This is a genomic window from Romboutsia lituseburensis DSM 797 (genome assembly GCF_900103615.1).
GTDB lineage: Bacteria > Bacillota > Clostridia > Peptostreptococcales > Peptostreptococcaceae > Romboutsia_F > Romboutsia_F lituseburensis.
Genome location: NZ_FNGW01000001.1, coordinates 376,312 through 392,779, shown reverse-complemented (window position 1 = coordinate 392,779; position 16,468 = coordinate 376,312). Strand labels below are relative to the sequence as shown.

The following is a 16,468-nucleotide window of genomic DNA, read 5'->3' as shown; positions in this document are numbered from 1 at the left end:
GGATGCAAATATGAAAAAGACTTTAAAATCATTTATACTTTCAATTTTATTAGTATTTACTTTCGGAAGTAATAGCTTTGCTATGTGTGATAGAGGAAATGATTTAATCGAAGATAATATAAATAAAATAGAAATAAACAAAGAGTATAAAGAAGGATTGTTAAATTATATTAGACATCAAAGAATAACTAGAAGTGAATATAATCAAATAGTTTCATATGTAGAACAAGCAAAATTAATCGTAGGTAATGAGAAAAATTTATACAAACTTTCTAGTGAGGATAAGCAGAGATTAGAAGAATTAGTTATTAAATCTTTAGATGTAATAGATCTTAAAGCTACTTTTGTAAAAAATGAAAAAGGCGAGACTAATTTGATTGCAAAGGATAAACACGGTAATGTGATTATTGATGTTACAAGTATGGATTTAAAGGATATAGTTACTAATTTTAATGTTGATATAGATTTAAAATTTATAGAAAAAGAATTCCCAACAGAGTTAGCAGTATTAGGCGCTGTGTGTATTTTATCTATTATAATTTTATTCTTCTTAACAAAGGAGTAAGTAATTAAAATTAATATATTTTTAGCTGTACAGAAATTAATATTTTTGTACAGCTTTTTTGATTTTATTATAGAAGTGCATCACTAAAAACAAATATAATACAAACTTCGACATTAATTTTAAATAAAATAATATATGATAATAGTTGTATGAAAACTTAGCTGGGATTAAGCAACTAAGAGGTAGTTATAGTTGATTAAAATAAATATGAAATTGGGTGAGAAAATGATAAATGTACTTATGATAGAAGATGATAGTGCGATATCTTTTGCAGTAAAGTATGCACTAGAGAAAGAAGGATTTAACATTGATATATGCAATGATTTAGAGAAAAGTAGAAACAGTATTAAGGATAAAAAGTATAATATAATTCTTTTAGATGTAATGTTACCAGATGGAAATGGTTATGATTTTTGCAGAGAAATTAGAAAAGTTCAAGACACTCCTATAATATTTTTAAGTGCTTGTGATGAAGAAGTGAATGTAGTTATGGGACTAGATATTGGAGGGGATGATTATATAACCAAACCTTTTAGAGTTAGAGAACTTATCTCTAGGATAAATGCAGTACTTAGAAGAAAAGGTGGTAGCAATGAAAATAAAAAAGTAATTAAATTTAAAGATTTAACTATAAATACTTTAGAAGCTAGAGTTTACAAAGGTGAAGAGGAAATTTTGTTAACATCTGTTGAGTACAAGCTATTATTAATATTAATTAAAAATAATAATGTGGTATTAAGTAGAACTAAAATACTAGAAAAATTATGGGACGTTACTTGTGATTTTGTAAATGATAATACCCTTACAGTTTATATAAAAAGGCTTAGAGAAAAAATAGAAGATGATTCAAGCCACCCAAAATACATACTTACAGTAAGGGGATTAGGATATAAGTGGAACGGAAGTGAAAATAGTGTTTCTATCTAATGTTGAAATAAAAAGTTTTATAAAAAATTACACTATATTATTTATGATCACTGTAATGCTTTGTGTAGGAGTTAGCTTTATAAGTGTAAACATAATAAAAGATAAGGTAGTAGAAAATAATCAAGCTATAATAGGATCTATACTTTCAAAGCATCCCAACTTAGAAAGTAATATAGTAGGAATCATAACTCAAGGAAAATTAAAAGATGATATAAGTTTAGGTAAAGAAATACTAAAAAAATATAGCTATGATAAAAATATAAGATTAAATAATGAGCCAATTATAAGAGATAGTATAAAGAAAGTATTTAGTATAAATTTATTATCTATATTTGTGCTATTTATTTTTATTTTAATGTTAGTTATGCACTATTTTAAGATTATATACATTGATATAAAAGACATGACTGACTATGTATACCATAGTTCAGAAGGCAAAAAATTTGAAATGAAAAATAAAAATCAGGAAGGTCAAATAGGACTTCTTAAAACGGAACTTCTAAAAATGACTAATATACTTAAAGAAAAAGTAGAGCTCTTAAGTAAAGAAAAGATATTTTTAAATGATACTATCTCTGATATTTCACACCAGTTAAAAACACCTATGACATCACTTATGATACTTAATGATTTAATGTATGATGATATAGCAAAAGAAACTAAAATAGAGTTTTTAGAAAAGATAAAATCTCAATTAAATAGAATGGAATGGTTGATAAAGAGCATGCTAAAGCTTTCAAAAGTAGAAGCGAAAGTAATAAATTTTAAAAATGAAAAAATAAATGTTTTAGAACTCATAAAAATGTCTATTCAACCAAGTTTAATTCCAATAGAACTTAAAAATATAGATGTCAGCATAAATGGTGATAGTGAAGCTATATTTTTAGGAGATATGAATTGGTCTATAGAAGCTTTAGTCAATATAATTAAAAATTGTGTAGAACATACTTTTTCTAATGGAAGTTTAGATATTAGTTATGAAGAAAATTCTTTATACACAGAAATTGTAATAAAAGATAGTGGAGAAGGTATAGATAAAAAGGATTTACCTCATATATTTAAAAGATTTTATAAAGGAAAAAGTAGTTCAAAAGAAGATAGCGTAGGCATTGGACTAGCTATGGCAAAGTCTATAATTGAAGAACAAAATGGTGATATTTATGTCAAAAGTGAAAAAAACAAAGGAACTCAGTTTAATATAATATTCCATAAAATCTAAGTGACTAATTTGTAATATTTAATTCACTTTAAAGTAATTTTATATCTTTAAAATTAAGTTAAGAAATTAAAAGTAACATAAATATGATGAACTAAATAAGGTGAAATTTACAAAATGAGGAGTAAAGGTTATATGGAAATTTTAAAAGTTGAAAATTTAACAAAGAGTTATGGCACAGGTGAAGCAAAAGTAGATGCCTTAAAAAATATTAATTTATCAATAAATAAAGGGGAATTTGTTGCAATAGTAGGACCTAGTGGAAGTGGTAAAAGTACGCTACTTCATTTATTAGGCGGAGTTGATAAGCCAACTAGTGGAAATGTATTTATAAATGATGTAGATATATACAACTTAAAAGAAAAAGACTTATCTATATTTAGAAGAAGAAATATAGGCATTATATATCAATTTTATAATTTGATACCAGTACTTAGCGTAAAGGAAAATATATTATTACCAGCAGAACTTGACAATAGAAAAATAGAAAAAGCATATTTGAATGATTTATTAAAAACTTTAGGATTAAAAGAAAGAGAAAATCACCTTCCAAATGAATTAAGTGGAGGACAACAGCAAAGAACTTCTATAGGAAGATCGCTTATAAATAGACCAGCAATAGTTTTAGCAGATGAACCAACAGGAAATTTAGATAGTAAAAATTCTAAAGAAGTGATTGAACTTTTAAAGTTATCAGTGAAAAAATACAATCAAACTTTAATAATGATAACCCATGACAATAATATTGCCTTACAAGCAGATAGAGTGATATCCATAGAAGATGGAATGATTACAGCTAATGAGGTGATATAAATGAATTTATATTACAGCTTAACTTTAAGATATTTAAAACAAAATAAGAAAAGAACAATAGTTACAATAATAGGAATAATATTATCTACATCTTTGATTTGTGGAATAGGTAATATGGTTGAAAGTGCTATAGATTATCAGACTAGAGAAGTAATAGCGGATATGGGAGATTATCATGCTATGTTTCATAATATGAAAAAAGATAATGTAGATATTATAAGAAATAGTGCAGGTTTATCTAAAAGCTTTATATATAATAGTTTAGGATATTCAAAGTTAAACACTAAAAAGAAAAACTTAGTTGAAGTAAAAGAATATGACAAAAATGCTTTTGAAAGTTATGAAGCAAAACTAAAAGAAGGTAGATTTCCAACAAATAATAAGGAAATAGTGATAAGTGAAAGTGCTATTCCTTTAATTAATAAAAAAGTAGGAGATAATATAACACTAGACATTGGAAAAAGGCTATCTGCAGGTGGACAAAGTCTAGAAAGTCCAGCATTATTTGAATATGAAATTATAGTAAAGAAAAAAACAAGAGATTTTAAAATAGTTGGTATTATGAATAAATCTAGATGGGATATAGGAAATGATGTTGTAAGAGCAATTACATACTTAGATTTAAATAATAAATCTAAAAATGATAGATTAAATGTAGGTGTATCAGCCAATAATCCCAAAGAAATTTATAAAATATCAGAATCTATAGCAAAGAACTTAGGACTAAAAAAGGAAGAATTTGACAGTAACAACTTAGATGAAAAGGAAAATCATAATGGTGTAAATTATAAAAATCTATCATTTAATGAACCTTTACTAAGATTAAAAGGTGCAAGTGCTTATGCAAATATTGATAAAACAATAAGTATAGCAATATTTATTATAGTAGCATTAGTTGTAATATGCACAATGGCTACAGTATATAATTCATTTAGTATATCAACAAGTGAGAGAAGGAAACAATTTGGAGTATTAAATTCTATAGGTGCTACTAAAAATCAAGTCATGAAATTAGTATTTATAGAAGCTATTATAGTGAGTTTGATAGGAATACCAGTGGGGTTAATAATAGGTACTTTTGCTATTGATTTAGTATTAAAATTAATACAAGTATCATTTAATAATTCACAAATTGGAAACCTGAATTTAAGGTTAGTTTATAATCCATATATGATAGTATTAAGTGCATTAATTGTACTATTTACAATATTTATATCAGCAATATTTCCAGCTATTAAATCAGCTAAAACATCACCACTTGAATGTATAAGAAACAGTAGTAATTTAAAATTAGGAAAAGTAAAAAACTCTAAATTAATTAAATTATTATTTAAAACAGAAGGTGTTCTTGCATATAAAAATTTAAGAAGAAACAAAAAGAAATTTAGAATAACTTTATTCTCTTTAATTATTAGTGTAGTTATATTTATATCATTTAGTGGATTTTTAGCTTTATTTGAAAAAGCAAATGAAGTAAATACAGGTAGGATGACTTATGATATAAGAGTTTGGAAAAGTGGTATACAAGAAAATAATAATATAATAGAAGATTTAAATAAAATAAATGGAATAAAGAGAACTATTGCTACTAATGACTATGGGGTAGGTATAAATGTTAATGAAAATGATATAAATAAAAAATATAAAAAGGTTATAGATGACTTTTTTTCTAAAAAGAGTAAAAATAATAAAGTTATATATGACTTTAATATGGAACGAAATACTTTCCAATTTATATCAGATAAAGAGATAAACACAATAAAATTAAAAGATGGAAGTTTTAATAAAGAAACAGCTATAAAAGAAAATGGGATAATACTTAGAAATAAAAGTCGTTATGTAGAGCCTGGTAAATATTATGATATTTCATTAACTAATTATAAAGTTGGAGATATAATAGATGCATATACTATGCAGCGTGATAAAAATGATAAAGAAATAATAGAGCCTATAAAATTAAAAGTTTTAGCTACTACTGATGATTTACCTATAGGAAGTAAATATTCTAATTATATGGGAATAGATTTTATAACTTATAATGAGGTAGGTAAAAACTTAGGCTATGAAATAAGTGATTCAAATATATACATATACTCTGATAAAAAAGAAAATACAAGAAAAGCAGTAAAAGAAATAGGTAAAAAATATGGATATGATGTACGTGATGAAGTGGAAGAGGCATTAAGAATTGAAACATCTATTACTGTAATAAAAATATTTGTATATGGATTTATATTTATTATAACTTTAGTAAGTGTGATAAATATAGTAAATACAACAAGTACAAATATAAATCTAAGAAAAAGAGAATTTGCAATAATTAAATCTATAGGTACAACGCCTAGTGGATTTAATAGGATAATATATTTTGAAAGTTTGTTATATGGCGTTTTAGCATTAATGTATGGAATTCCTATAGCAATTGGAATAGATGTAATTATGAATAAAACTATTGGAAATGCTGTAGAATTAGGCATGATACTTCCATGGAAGGCAGTTTTAGTATGTGTTTTAGGCATATTTGTTGTTACATTTATTGCATCGTATATACCTATGAAAAAGTTAAACAAAGAAAGTATAATAGAAAATATTAGGCAAGATAGTATATAGGAATAAACATAAAAAAATGGGTAAGGTGTGTAGTTATTTAAATTACAACCTATACCCATTTTATTTTTATGTAATGGACGAAATCGTTGGCGCTATGAGTGAAGTGAAATTTTTAGGTATAAGAAAATTAAGGCTAAATTATTTACTAAAAACAAATATAATACAAACTTCGACATTAATTTTAAATAAAATAATATATTATAATAATTGCCAGTTGAACTTGATAATAAAAAAGGAGATAGATAGATGTTTAATATTTTGATAATTGAAGATGACGATACAATTGCTTTTGGAGTTAAATCATTTTTATCGAAAAGCAACTATAACGTTATTCATGGTGAAAATTTAAAAAGAGGAAAAGAACTTTTTAAACCAGATATAGATTTAATATTACTAGACTTAAATCTACCTGATGGATCAGGATTTGAGTTTTGTCGTTATGTAAAAGAAATTAAAGATATCCCTATTATTTTTCTTACTATCAATGATGAAGACAGCAATATGATAAAAGGATTAGATATGGGGGGAGATGACTATATTACAAAACCCTTTAAATTAAGTGTTTTACAATCTCGTATTAGTGCAGTGTTGCGTAGAACAGTAAAGCAGCAAATCCAAGAAGATATTTTATGCTGCAAAAACATTAAAGTAATAAAGTCTCAATCAAGAGTGTATAAAAACAACCAAGAAGTAGAATTAACAGTTGGTGAGTATAACTTATTATTACAATTGCTAGAAAATAAAAATAGAACTTTAACAAGATCTACACTTTTGGAAAATTTATGGGATGTTAATGGAGAATTTGTAAACAACAACACACTATCAGTAGCAATAAAGCGTCTTAGAGAAAAGTTAGAAGATGCTTCTTTTATTAAAACTGTAAGAGGTATCGGCTATAGGTTGGAGGATTAAATTTTATATGAATAAAAAAAGTATGAGGATATGGATAGCTACAAGTTTTATATATATAACAATTTTTTGTGTTGTATGTGGTGCTTTTATTTACAAACAATCAGAAAAACTGTTTTATGAAAAAGCTGCACAACTTATAGCAGTTGGGGCTAATGCTAATGATGATATTGAACAAGATTTAGTATCAGCACTAAAAAATAAAAATGAAATAGATATAAATAATGGGAAGAAAATATTAAATCAATATGGTTACATAGAAAGCTCAAACTTTATTTTCAACACTAATCAAGGATTTAGCAATGTACTAAAGGTGATTTTAATACTAATAGTAGCAATATTTTCTTATTTTGCAGTATCTCTAGTAGTTTCAAATATCATAAAGAAAAAGCGTATAGATAGTCTAGCAAAATATCTCTATGATATAAACGAAGGCGATTATACAATGCAGATTAAAAGCAAAGAAGATGAGTTTTCAATTTTAGAAGATGAGTTATATAAAACTGTTATGATGCTTAGAGAAAGTAGAGAAAAAGAAAGAGTAGAAAAAGAAAATCTATGCAATAACCTTGCAGATATCTCCCACCAACTTAAAACTCCAATTACTTCTATGGCATTGATGATTGAATTATTAGAATCTAGCAATATTGAAGGAGATGAAGCTTTATATATTGGAAGTATTTCAGCACAGATAGAGCGTCTAAATTATTTAGTATCATCATTGTTGATACTTTCAAAAATAGATGCAGATTCAATTCAATTAGAATATAAGCCTATTAATGTCTATGAATTGATATGTGTAGCTGTTGAACCTCTCTGCTTAATGATAGAAAAAAAGAAACAACAACTTTTTATTAAAGATAATAGTGATATATTTTTTAATGGTGATTTTCATTGGACGAGTGAAGCAATTCTTAACATAGTAAAAAATTGCTACGAACATACACCAGATTGTGGAGTAATCTCTATAGATTACAAACAAGATCCTTTATGCACACAAATAATAATTGAAGATAATGGCAAAGGATTTGATAAAAAGGATATTCCACATTTATTTACTAGGTTTTATAAGGGCGCTAACTCATCTAAAAATAGTGTAGGAATTGGACTTGCTCTTTCAATGTCCATAATTAAGAAACAAAATGGTGAAATTATTGCTTTAAATAAGGAAACAGGAGGAGCAAAATTTATAATAAAGTTTTATAGAAATTAATTAACTATGTCACTAAGATGTAAGATAGAAAAAGTAAAATGAAGTTAATCAAAGAAATACATAGTAAAATCATAAACTCTTTGAAATATGAACTAATAAATAAAGGGGAGAATATCTTGGAAATACTAAGAACTGAAAATCTTACAAAATCCTATGGAATGGGAGATACAAAGGTCACTGCACTTAATAATTTGAATTTGAGCATAAACAAAGGACAATTTGTTTCAATAATTGGAGCAAGTGGTTCAGGTAAATCTACACTACTACATATGTTAGGAGGCGTGGATAAACCTACAAGTGGAAAAATATATATTGAGGACACTGATATTTCATCAATGAATGAAACTGAACTAGCTTTATTTCGTAGAAGAAAAGTAGGTCTAATATATCAGTTTTTCAATCTTATACCTACATTAAATGTTGAGAAAAATATATTATTACCAATGCTTTTAGACGGCAGAAAGCCTAAAAAAGAAGAGTTTGATAAGATTGTAAAAATGCTTGGTTTAAGCGAAAGGCTTAATTATTTACCAAACCAGCTTTCAGGAGGTCAGCAGCAAAGAGTTGCTATAGCTCGTTCATTAATTTATAGACCATCTATTATCTTAGCAGATGAACCTACTGGAAACCTTGATAGAAAAAACTCTGAAAGTATTCTTGAGATGTTAAAAATTTCAAATAAGGAGTACAATCAAACTATTTTAATAATTACTCATGACGAAAAAATTGCATTATCAGCAGATAGGATGATTAGAATCGATGATGGTGAAATTGTGTCAGATGAGGTGATTAAATGATGAACATAATGAATGAATATACATATAACCATTTGAAAAAAAATAAGCGACATACAATTTCTATAATCGTTGCTATTACAATTGCTTCAGCACTTTTATGTTCACTATGTATATTTTTACATACTTTATGGGAGTCAAAAGTAAGTGAGGCAATTGAAAATGGAGGATACTGGCATGGTGAATTATTTGAATCTATACCAGGTGATAAATTAAAATATGTAACAAAAAATCCAGAAGTTGAAGCTACTATGATTAAAGGTCAGTGGATTACTGCTAAGCTTTCTGATACTAAACGTTCGTATCTATTAATGAGAGATGCAGATGAAAATTTTTGGTCAGACATGAGCTTAAAAAACACACTTACAAAAGGTAGACTTCCTAAAAAATCTGGAGAAATTGTTGTATCTAAATTATTTTTCTTGGATAATCCTTCGTACAAAATTGGTGATAAATTGACTATTCCAATAGGTAATCGTATGTTAGGTAATAAAAAAATTAAAACTCAAGATAATAAACGATCAGGTGAGACTTTCAAGGAAATAGAAACTAAGGATTATACCATAGTTGGAGAACTAGATGTTTCTGGGAGTTCTGCATATCCTGGATATATTGCAATGGGATATTTAAACCATTCACAAATAAAGCCTAAAGACGAACTTACGGTTTATATGAGATTTGAGAAACCTCGTAAAATTTATAATACATTACCTAAAATAGCTAAATCTACGGGACTGAAACAAGATGAATATGGAAAATATAATGTTCTTTATAATACATCTTTATTAGGCTTATATGGAATTAACGATAAAAATAATACAAATATTGAAGCTTTAGTAATACTAGCAACAGTAATAATAATGACTTTATTAGTTATGGCAGCATTTATCCTAATTATATATAATGCATTTTCTTTATCCGCAAATAGCAGGATTAAGCAACTAGGAGTATTAAAAAGTTTAGGTGCAACTCCAAAACAAATTAAGCACTCTGTACTCTATGAAGGGTTTTTATTATGGCTTATTCAATTGCCAATAGGAATTATGATAGGATATCTATTTAGTCATATAGTTGTTTTTAAAGTTAATGAAATTCTTAGTGCTACAGAGAATTTTAGAAAGATAGATATTACATTCTCATGGGTAGTAGTTGCTTTTGCTATTATTATATCGTTGATTACTGTTTTAATATCGGCATATATACCAGCAAGAAAAGTAGCAAAAGTATCAGCTATTGTTGGAATACGTCAAAATAATAATAATATAAAACTTAAAAAACAAAAATCTCACCCAATAATAAATAAAATATTTGGAATAGAAGGTGAGCTGGCAAAAGTACAATTTACAGCTAATAAAAGAAGTTTACGAACTGCTGTGTTGTCTATTTCAATGTGTTTTACATTAACCGTTGGGTACATTAGCATTATATCTATATTGAATTTAGCTGAGTCTAAGAATGACCAAATGACTAAATATGATATGACGGTTAATCTAAATGTTCTTGATGAACCAAGTGATGATATGATAAATAAAATTATTTCACTACCTAAAGTTAAGGATAGTGTAGTTAGAAGACAAGTACGTACTTCAACTTATGTAACAAAAAAACAAGAATCAGATGTTTTTTCTAAGTCTGGAGGATTTGATGAAGTAAGTTTTAAACATAATGTACTGAAGGAAAATGGAAAATATAGAATTATAACAAATTTAGTTGGATTAAGTGATGAATCATTTAAAAAATACTGTAAAGAAATTGGTATTGATCCTGATAAATTTTATCAAGATTGTGCAGTTACAGGTATATTATTAGATAGCACATACCATACACCAAATGGTTCAAAAGCTGTACAAAAAATACCACTATTAAATGTAAAAGAAGGCGATGAATTAGTTTTACATGAAAAAGTAGAAAATGATATGAATACAAATTATAAATTTGATACTCAAGTAGGAGCTGTTACAGAAGTTTCTCCAAGTGATTTAAAAATGGGTGGATATAGTATAGCATTTATAGTCCCTATGAAAACTTACCAGCAAACAGTTAGTAAGTTTATGCCAGAACGTATGCTTGAATACAGCGTTATGGGAATTGATTTATTAGTAGGGGATAAAGCTAGCCCAAGTGTAAAAAAAGAGCTAAATAAGATTTGTGAATCTTATCTTGGATCTGATGATTTTAGTATATGGAGCCTGTTGGAAGAAATGAATCATGACGCACTAGTTCAAAAATCAATATCTATTAGTATTTTTGCTATAGCATTAATGATTGGTTTGATTGGTATATTTAATGCCTTTTCTACCATTTCAAATAATCTTAGATTACGCAAACGAGAATTTGCTGTACTTAGATCAGTAGGATTAACGCCAAATGGATTAAATAAAATACTGATTTTAGAAGGATTATTCTTTGCTGCAACACCGATTATTATTAGCATACCAATAGTATTATTTATTTGTTGGGTGATGCTAAGATTAACACTAATTACATGGGCTGAGTTTATATCTGTTTTCCCAGCAGGAGTAATTTTAATGTATACAATGATTTTAATTGCATCTATTTTCTTATCGTATTATTTTTCTTCAACATGTGTTAAAAAAAGTAATGTAGTAGAATCAATTAAAAATGAAATAGTATAATAATAAATATAATGGATAAAGTGTGTATTTACTTAGAATACACACTTTATCCATTTTTTTAAAAGAAAGAAGTAGTTTATGATATAAAGTGTAGCACCTACGTAGTAGATTAAGCTAAGTGAATTTTTATGATGTATTATCTATAGTATTTAAAGTTAAGAAAGAAGAAACAATATAGAAAGGTTCTAGAAATATTAGTGATTTAAAATAAAATAAAACAACATAAAAAATTGAAAAAGAGGTGTAATTTATGAATGAAATCATAACAAACTACAAAATCAAAGCACTACCAGTATTACTATCAGTTTTATTGCTGTTAATTACATTTAAAATTGATATATTACCTCAAACTAGCTCATTAATACTTGTATTTAAAATCATAGCAGTTCCCACACTAGCTGTTATTAGTTTATTTGTTACATTTGGAAAAGAAGGAGTAGCTGATATATTTTCAAAACCTAAAAAGCCTTTTAAAAACACAATTATATGGTACCTAATATCATTTATAGCTAGTATGGCTTCAGGTATTTTATTAAGTCAAGTGTTTAAAATTGCATTAAAAGGAAACCCTGGACATGAACATTTAATTCAGACATTTATATCACTACCTTTTGTTTTATTATTTGAAGAAATAATAAGTTTCTTTGTACTTTTAGTTATAGCGAATTTAATTTTCAAAAAAACTAATAAATTATTTTTATCACAAACAATAGGTGTTATATTAAGTTGTATATTTTTTGGATTACTACACTATTCTACTTATTTTAATGGTGATATGATTCATACACTTCTTCATATTATTTTAATTCAAGGTGTAGTAAGAGTATTCTTTAATATAGCAGGATTAAAATCAAATAGTATAATTGTACCATGGATTATCCATGTATTATTTGATTTTACAACTTTTGGATTAGGAACGGTTTTAATGTTTTCACTTATATAAATTTTGATATAAAGAACAGCTATGTAGCCAAGCGAATATAGTTGATTTTCTTTATTTATTTTTTAGTCTGTATTCTAATATAGTGTTGATATTAGAAATAGTTTTACTAACAAAAAAGTATGGGTATATCAATCGATTTACTCCTACTTTTTTTGTTAGTATTATTCATTTATAATACTGTATAATCTTTACAAGTATATACTACTTATTCTAGGTTTTTAAACATCCAATAATAACTACTTTCAGGTGGATAGTCTTCCAATATACCAGCTATTCTGTAACCATATTTTTGATAAAATGCTTTAGCTTGAAATTCAAAAGTAAAAAGTTGAGATTTTCTACACCCATTTTGAATAGCTATATTTTCAACTTTTTTTAATAGTTCATTGCCTATTCCATTGTTTCTAAAATTTTCATCCACCCACAGATATTCTATGTTTAGCCATCCCCAATAAGCCTCGGCTATTATACCTCCAATACATTTACCATTATCTTCAGCAATAAAGTTCAATACTTTTATTTCTCCCTCTTTTCTATATGCTTTGTGGTGCGGTGAATTACTATCATTATACTCTCTAAGTTTCATATGTATAAAGTTTGAGAAATCTTTACTATCAATATTTTTTATATTAACCATAGCACCTCCATAAAATTGATTAGCTGTATATAGCATCACAATCGATATAAATAGTTACTTGTATAAAATGATGTTTAATTTACATTATATAACAGTTGCGTGCTTATTTTTATTATAGCATTCTCCTTATAAATTTATTACAAGTTATATAAACAGTGGTGTTATTAATTTGAAATCCTTTATATTAGTGTAAGAATATACTACATTACTTTGTACAATAAAATTCCTAGTTTTAATAGAGTCGCTACTAGCTTAAGATATACTTACTTGCAATACCATTAAATCTGCCCATCCATTTTTTATTATAATAAAAATAGGGTATGCATACCGTATTTAAAAAATTTTCGAGTCTGAAATCAACTTGAAAAAAATCTAAGAGAAGAATAAGAATAAACATAAGAACAAGAATAAGAATAAACATAAGAACAAGAATAAGAATAAGAATAAAAATAAACATAAACATAAACATAAAAACAAAATGGGTAAGGTGTGTAATATTATTTAAAATACAACCTATACCCATTTTTAAAATTTATTTAAAATATTTACCATATGGTTTAAAGTATTTTAATTCTTCTATTACTTCATCTAAAGGATTTTCACTTTTTTCAATATCATCATCAATAAATTTTGATAAATAATTAAATACAAAGTCTCCAATTCCATCTATTGTAAAACTAGATAACATATCTTTATCTGTACTTTCTAAGATAATAATTATTAGGTTTCCAGTGCTTATTTGATATTCATAAGACGAGTACTCTATATCATCATAAATTTTATTAAAATGATCTATAGTTATTTGTATTTCTGCTTTTTCTTTTTCACTTAATAGTGACTGAATAAAATTGGAATCAATTATTTTATATACTCTTGAGTTGTCATTTAACTGAATTGTAGAGTGATTTTCACTTAAATTTAGAAATTCTTCTCTAGTAATCTCGTGTGCCTTAAATTCATCACATAAGTATTTTGAAATATCGTTTATTTTATATTTATTTTTTATAGTCATTGCTAACCCCTCCCTTATATTTATATAATACTATTATTATAGTTAAAGTTCACTTATAATCATTGGATTTTAAAAATATTCATACTCTCTAAGTTATGATATAATAATTAGCAATAATTGTATATCTAATTAGTAATAAAGATAAGGGGAGTTTAAACATAGTTTTTTCTCTATGTTTACTTTCTTCCAGAGATTATTACAGCATTTCCTAATACCTTTTTATTTAATAGAATTTTAGGTAAATCAATTATATTTTCGAGCTTCTCAATTTTAATACTTGAAATACCAAGTGAATTAATAGTATGGAAAAACTCATCATTTTTACCAAATACATTTTCATCAAGAAATAAATCTAAGAATATAAACTCTCCGTTTTTTTTAATAACTCTCAAGGATTCTTTAAATACTTTTACCTTATCATTTTCATCTTTTACTTCATGAAAAGTTAAACAGCTTACTGCTACATCAAATTCATTATCATCAAATGGTAAATTAGATGCACTTGCTTTTATAAAAGAAATTTGATCTGACACGCCTTCACATTTTGCATTTTCCTCACATATGTTTTTTGAGTACTCCCAATCATTGCCCCAATAATCAATTCCTATGAGAGATGCTTTTGGCAATGATTTAGCTATCTTAGTTATAAGTGAAGCACTACCAACACCTATATCTAGTACTTTGACATTACCTGTATAACTGATTTTACTTACAATCAAATTATGTATTTTATATTGAAAATTACCACCTATATCTGAAAATTGATAGTAACAATATGTTACTATTATTGAAGTATATAAAAATGGTAAAGATAAAATTCCTGCCAATACTCTTATAAATATATTAACTGGTGAAAGTGCAATTAGTATTAAAAATAAAGAAATTACTGAAAGAGTAATTATTTTATTTATTCTTATCCAAGTTTTATAAACTGTTTTTTTATTCATAATTCTACCCCCTTAATATATCTACAATCCATTCAGCTTCTGGGCATGGATACTCTGGATTTTTAGCCATCTGTTCTGCTATTCCACTAATTGCACTCCAAAATGCAATAGCTAATGCATGTGGATTGCCATCTCTAATTGATCCATTTTCTTGCCCTTTTTTTATAAGCTGTGAAGTAGGGGTATATATATCAAAGTCTTTGATCATATTTTTCACACTCTCAGGTGCTGACTCATTGTAGTATGCTTGATTCATTAGTACAAAATATTTTGAGAAAGTAGGTTTACATTTTATAAAATCTAAAAGTTGATTTGTTGTAACCTCAAAAAAAGTTAGAGGATCTATTTCACTATCATTCATAATACTCATAGAATCGGATAACCCTTTTTTTATAAGTTCCTCATATAGTTTTTCTTTTGATTCAAAATAATGAAATAAAAGTCCAGTACTCATACCTACTTGTTTTGCAATATCTACTATTTTTGTTGCTGCATAGCCCCTTCGAATAAATAAATCTAGACCTGCTTCAAGAATTTCATTTCTACGTTTCTTTTTCTGTTCTTCTCTCGTTATCAATTTATTGTGTCTCCTTTTTAATCTTTTATTTAAATATAAATATATTGAATAAATATTCAATGAAATTATATTCAATATATTATCATATGCAATTTTAAAGTTCAATAAAACCTTCACTTCAATTTGATGTGAGTTGAAGTGGATACTTATGATATAATTCAATTAACAATATTTGTATTTAATTAATAATAAAGTTAAGGAGATTTTTATGGTAGCTGACAAGAAAGTAGATAAGTACCAAAGGATAGTAGTCTTAGGACTTTTAATAATATTAGCAATACCTGCTATTATATTAAGTACAGCAGATATTTCTCCTCATAAATTAATTGTGAAAGACGATACAGTAAAAGTAGGAGTAGATTCATTTAAAGTAGCAGACATTAAAAGTGTTAAACTTGTAGATGAAATTAATAATATTCACAGAATAAAAGGGACAGGTACCCTAACTTACATAAGGGGAGTATGCAAAATAGACGGGGATAATCGAGATGCTAGTGTGTATATTTATAAAAATAAAAGTCCATATATAAAAATTGAACTAGAAGATGGATTACTTGTTTATAACGATAAAAATAGTAGTGATACTGAAAAAACATATGAAAAACTATGTGAAATAGTAGATTCTAACAAATAACGATAAATATAAAAAATTAGACAGTATTAATATAT

Annotated in this window: 15 protein-coding genes and 1 pseudogene; 11 read left to right on the top strand and 5 right to left on the bottom strand. The window is 26.2% G+C overall.

The window, feature by feature from the left end; translation table 11 throughout:
* Positions 1–10: 10 nt before the first annotated feature.
* The 10 genes from BLP75_RS01870 to BLP75_RS01825 all read left to right on the top strand — a co-directional run bounded on the left by BLP75_RS01870 (position 11) and on the right by BLP75_RS01825 (position 12,626).
* A complete protein-coding gene (locus tag BLP75_RS01870) occupies positions 11–565 on the top strand; it encodes a hypothetical protein (protein WP_092722306.1) in 555 nt (184 codons plus the stop codon).
* A 192-nt stretch (positions 566–757) separates the two neighbouring features.
* Positions 758–1,492 (top strand): response regulator transcription factor, encoded by a 735-nt coding sequence (locus tag BLP75_RS01865; protein WP_330385769.1) that lies wholly within the window; start codon positions 758–760, stop codon positions 1,490–1,492.
* Positions 1,470–2,711 carry a sensor histidine kinase gene (locus tag BLP75_RS01860; protein ID WP_242872361.1) on the top strand — a complete coding sequence of 414 codons (1,242 nt, stop codon included), beginning with the start codon at positions 1,470–1,472 and terminating at the stop codon, positions 2,709–2,711. Before BLP75_RS01865 ends, BLP75_RS01860 begins: the two co-directional genes overlap by 23 nt.
* A gap of 132 nt (positions 2,712–2,843) precedes the next feature.
* A complete protein-coding gene (locus BLP75_RS01855) occupies positions 2,844–3,521 on the top strand; it encodes an ABC transporter ATP-binding protein (RefSeq protein ID WP_092722304.1) in 678 nt (225 codons plus the stop codon).
* Complete coding sequence (locus BLP75_RS01850) at positions 3,522–6,131, top strand: ABC transporter permease (protein WP_092722302.1); 2,610 nt, start codon at positions 3,522–3,524, stop codon at positions 6,129–6,131.
* Between the two features lie 246 nt (positions 6,132–6,377).
* Positions 6,378–7,043 carry a response regulator transcription factor gene (locus BLP75_RS01845; protein ID WP_092722300.1) on the top strand — a complete coding sequence of 222 codons (666 nt, stop codon included), beginning with the start codon at positions 6,378–6,380 and terminating at the stop codon, positions 7,041–7,043.
* A gap of 7 nt (positions 7,044–7,050) precedes the next feature.
* A complete protein-coding gene (locus tag BLP75_RS01840; protein ID WP_092722298.1) occupies positions 7,051–8,253 on the top strand; it encodes a sensor histidine kinase in 1,203 nt (400 codons plus the stop codon).
* Positions 8,254–8,369: 116 nt separating this feature from the next.
* Complete coding sequence (locus tag BLP75_RS01835; protein ID WP_092722296.1) at positions 8,370–9,050, top strand: ABC transporter ATP-binding protein; 681 nt, start codon at positions 8,370–8,372, stop codon at positions 9,048–9,050.
* Positions 9,050–11,683 (top strand): ABC transporter permease, encoded by a 2,634-nt coding sequence (locus BLP75_RS01830; protein WP_092722294.1) that lies wholly within the window; start codon positions 9,050–9,052, stop codon positions 11,681–11,683. The genes BLP75_RS01835 and BLP75_RS01830 overlap by 1 nt, the downstream gene beginning before the upstream one ends.
* A 250-nt stretch (positions 11,684–11,933) precedes the next feature.
* On the top strand, positions 11,934–12,626 hold the full coding sequence (locus BLP75_RS01825; protein ID WP_092722292.1) for a CPBP family glutamic-type intramembrane protease: 693 nt from the start codon (positions 11,934–11,936) through the stop codon (positions 12,624–12,626).
* A gap of 205 nt (positions 12,627–12,831) precedes the next feature.
* Here the strand turns inward: BLP75_RS01825 and BLP75_RS01820 are convergent, their stop codons facing one another.
* From BLP75_RS01820 to BLP75_RS01805, 5 genes and pseudogenes are all read right to left on the bottom strand, one after another.
* Positions 12,832–13,263, bottom strand: a complete 432-nt coding sequence (locus BLP75_RS01820; protein ID WP_170139085.1) for a GNAT family N-acetyltransferase — start codon at positions 13,261–13,263, stop codon at positions 12,832–12,834.
* Between the two features lie 144 nt (positions 13,264–13,407).
* Positions 13,408–13,564 (bottom strand): annotated as a pseudogene (locus BLP75_RS17970) (IS1595 family transposase); the annotation flags it as partial.
* A gap of 231 nt (positions 13,565–13,795) precedes the next feature.
* Positions 13,796–14,275, bottom strand: a complete 480-nt coding sequence (locus tag BLP75_RS01815) for a hypothetical protein (protein ID WP_092722288.1) — start codon at positions 14,273–14,275, stop codon at positions 13,796–13,798.
* Positions 14,276–14,451: 176 nt separating this feature from the next.
* Positions 14,452–15,222 carry a class I SAM-dependent methyltransferase gene (locus BLP75_RS01810; protein WP_170827922.1) on the bottom strand — a complete coding sequence of 257 codons (771 nt, stop codon included), beginning with the start codon at positions 15,220–15,222 and terminating at the stop codon, positions 14,452–14,454.
* A gap of 4 nt (positions 15,223–15,226) precedes the next feature.
* A complete protein-coding gene (locus BLP75_RS01805; RefSeq protein WP_092722284.1) occupies positions 15,227–15,799 on the bottom strand; it encodes a TetR/AcrR family transcriptional regulator in 573 nt (190 codons plus the stop codon).
* Between the two features lie 208 nt (positions 15,800–16,007).
* Here BLP75_RS01805 and BLP75_RS01800 point away from each other — a divergent pair, with 208 nt between their 5' ends.
* On the top strand, positions 16,008–16,433 hold the full coding sequence (locus tag BLP75_RS01800; protein ID WP_092722282.1) for a hypothetical protein: 426 nt from the start codon (positions 16,008–16,010) through the stop codon (positions 16,431–16,433).
* Positions 16,434–16,468 lie beyond the last annotated feature (35 nt).

What these genes read in the sequence shown, in the direction of transcription:
- BLP75_RS01870 (WP_092722306.1), top strand. Translation starts at nt 11, where the DNA reads ATGAAAAAGACTTTAAAATCATTTATACTTTCAATTTTATTAGTATTT.
- BLP75_RS01855 (WP_092722304.1), top strand. Translation starts at nt 2,844, where the DNA reads ATGGAAATTTTAAAAGTTGAAAATTTAACAAAGAGTTATGGCACAGGT.
- BLP75_RS01850 (WP_092722302.1), top strand. Translation starts at nt 3,522, where the DNA reads ATGAATTTATATTACAGCTTAACTTTAAGATATTTAAAACAAAATAAG.
- BLP75_RS01845 (WP_092722300.1), top strand. Translation starts at nt 6,378, where the DNA reads ATGTTTAATATTTTGATAATTGAAGATGACGATACAATTGCTTTTGGA.
- BLP75_RS01840 (WP_092722298.1), top strand. Translation starts at nt 7,051, where the DNA reads ATGAATAAAAAAAGTATGAGGATATGGATAGCTACAAGTTTTATATAT.
- BLP75_RS01830 (WP_092722294.1), top strand. Translation starts at nt 9,050, where the DNA reads ATGAACATAATGAATGAATATACATATAACCATTTGAAAAAAAATAAG.
- BLP75_RS01825 (WP_092722292.1), top strand. Translation starts at nt 11,934, where the DNA reads ATGAATGAAATCATAACAAACTACAAAATCAAAGCACTACCAGTATTA.
- BLP75_RS01820 (WP_170139085.1), bottom strand. Translation starts at nt 13,263, where the DNA reads ATGGTTAATATAAAAAATATTGATAGTAAAGATTTCTCAAACTTTATA.
- BLP75_RS01815 (WP_092722288.1), bottom strand. Translation starts at nt 14,275, where the DNA reads ATGACTATAAAAAATAAATATAAAATAAACGATATTTCAAAATACTTA.
- BLP75_RS01810 (WP_170827922.1), bottom strand. Translation starts at nt 15,222, where the DNA reads ATGAATAAAAAAACAGTTTATAAAACTTGGATAAGAATAAATAAAATA.
- BLP75_RS01800 (WP_092722282.1), top strand. Translation starts at nt 16,008, where the DNA reads ATGGTAGCTGACAAGAAAGTAGATAAGTACCAAAGGATAGTAGTCTTA.